This window comes from Vibrio makurazakiensis, from assembly GCF_050337375.1.
Classification (GTDB): domain Bacteria; phylum Pseudomonadota; class Gammaproteobacteria; order Enterobacterales; family Vibrionaceae; genus Vibrio; species Vibrio makurazakiensis.
In genome coordinates, this window is the sequence record NZ_JAKJSW010000383.1 from 1 (window position 1) to 2271 (window position 2271).

Consider the following 2271-nt stretch of genomic DNA (forward strand, 5'->3'; position numbering starts at 1 on the left):
TGGTGGTACTGCTGAGAAAGCTGCAGTATTGGCAAAAGAATCGCTGATGGAACACATCGACATTCAAGAGCTTATCGAGAAAGGCCCTGAAAACGCAGAAGAAGAGCTTCGTCTAGATATCTTTAACCGAGTGAACAAGCTAGGTATTGGTGCACAAGGTCTTGGTGGCCTAACTACTGTTGTTGACGTGAAAATCAAAACTGCGCCAACGCACGCAGCATCTAAACCTGTTTGTTTGATCCCGAACTGCGCAGCAACTCGTCACGTACACTTCACACTAGACGGTAGCGGCCCAGCAGAGCTAACGCCACCTAAGCTAGAAGAATGGCCAGATATCACTTGGGAAGCGGGCGCAAATACACGCCGTGTTAACCTTGATGAAGTAACTAAAGAAGATGTTCAAGAGTGGAAAACCGGCGAAACGGTTCTTCTTTCAGGTAAGATCTTAACGGGTCGTGACGCAGCACATAAACGTATACAAGGCATGATTGAAAGTGGCGAAGGCTTACCTGAAGGCGTTGACCTGAAAGATAAGTTTATCTACTACGTTGGCCCTGTAGATGCAGTTGGTGATGAAGCAGTAGGCCCAGCTGGCCCAACGACTTCAACGCGTATGGATAAGTTCACCGACATGATGCTAAACGACATTGGCATTATGGGTATGATCGGTAAAGCTGAACGTGGCCCTGCAACGGTAGCATCAATCAAAGAGCACAAAGCGGTTTACCTAATGGCTGTTGGCGGCGCTGCTTATCTAGTTGCGAAAGCGATTAAGAAAGYTCGCGTTGTTGCATTTGAAGATTTAGGTATGGAAGCTATTTATGAATTTGAAGTTGAAGATATGCCTGTAACAGTAGCGGTAGATTCAACAGGTGCTAATGCACACCAAATTGGTCCTGATACTTGGAAAGTGAAAATCGCTGAAGCTGAGAAGTAATTAAGCGTTGCGTTAAGCAAACTTAGATTGATCAAAGTACTCGTTGTCACAAATGTGCCAATAAATATAATGAAAGGGTGGCAATTGCTACCCTTTTTTCTATTTATCAATGATATAGTGTTTACATAAACAATAATTTAGGAGAGCGCTATGCCTCGTTTCATCCAAATCCTACAAATCATTCTTGCAGTAGTGATTGGTGGATTTATTGGTTACGATCTGATCTTAAATGGCATCAGTATCTTTAATGAAAAATACGTCACTATCACATGTGCTTTATGGCTGATTGCAGAGATATCTCTATTCGTTATCTATAAGCTCATAGAAGACGATTAAGCGAAAAGCTTTTTAATTCTGGCTTCACATCAATTTTTAGCCCCTGATTACCCAGTAGTCAGGGGCTTTTATTTGTAACGTATGAACTTTTATATCGTATTGCTTGTTCATTAAATCTTTTTGTTCATTTAGCATTAAGGTTAGACATTGCATAATTAAGACGGTTAATAAGCAGAGGTTGGTTGAATGAAGAAAATTACTCAGGAAGTGAATGATTTTATCAATAGAGGGATGGACTCTCATTTGAGGATTGCAGTGACTGGCTTATCCCGAGCTGGGAAAACGGCGTTCATTACGTCTATGGTCAATCAGCTATTGCATACTTCCACACACAGTAATTTGCCTTTGCTTTCTGCATCAAGAGATAGCCGAATCATAGGAGCAAAACGCGTACCTCAGTCAAATATGATGGTGCCGCGGTTCTCGTATGATCAGGCAATGGAATCTTTGCAATCCTCCCCACCAGAATGGCCTGTACCTACTCGCGATGTGAGTGAAATACGTTTAGCGATTAAATACAAACCAACTTCTGGGGCTAAAAAACTACTGTCAAAGAACAGCACCCTTAATGTCGATATTATTGATTATCCTGGTGAATGGCTGCTTGATCTGCCTTTGTTAGACATGGACTTTGAAGCCTGGAGCCAAAGTCAATTTGATGCAATGAAAGGTAAGCGCAAAGGGCTTGCTGAACAATGGCTTTTGAAGCTTGAATCTTTTGACCCAAATGCCGAAATCAACGAAAAGTATTTGGCTGACGTTGCTCAAAGCTATACAGACTATCTGCATAGTTGCAAAAACGAAGGGCTACATTGGGTTCAACCTGGTCGTTTTGTGTTACCAGGAGAATTAGAGGGAGCGCCGGTACTGCAGTTCTTTCCGTATAAAATGGAAGGAGATGTTAAAGGGAAATCTTCAAACTACAGTATGCTCAAAAAACGTTATGAAGAGTATCAACAGAAAGTGGTTAAAGCTTTTTATAAGAATCACTTTTCTAC

The 2271-nt window shown here is 41.7% G+C and carries 3 protein-coding genes; all 3 read left to right on the forward strand.

Going from position 1 to position 2271, the window contains the following annotated elements; translation table 11 throughout:
- Positions 1-937: fumarate hydratase C-terminal domain-containing protein (locus L4C33_RS21645; RefSeq protein WP_428814451.1), on the forward strand; the 937-nt coding region annotated here is incomplete at its 5' end.
- Positions 938-1087: 150 nt separating this feature from the next.
- Positions 1088-1273, forward strand: a complete 186-nt coding sequence (locus L4C33_RS21650) for a hypothetical protein (RefSeq protein ID WP_428814452.1) — start codon at positions 1088-1090, stop codon at positions 1271-1273.
- Positions 1274-1459: 186 nt separating this feature from the next.
- On the forward strand, positions 1460-2271 hold an 812-nt coding region (locus tag L4C33_RS21655), incomplete at its 3' end, for a YcjX family protein (protein ID WP_428814453.1).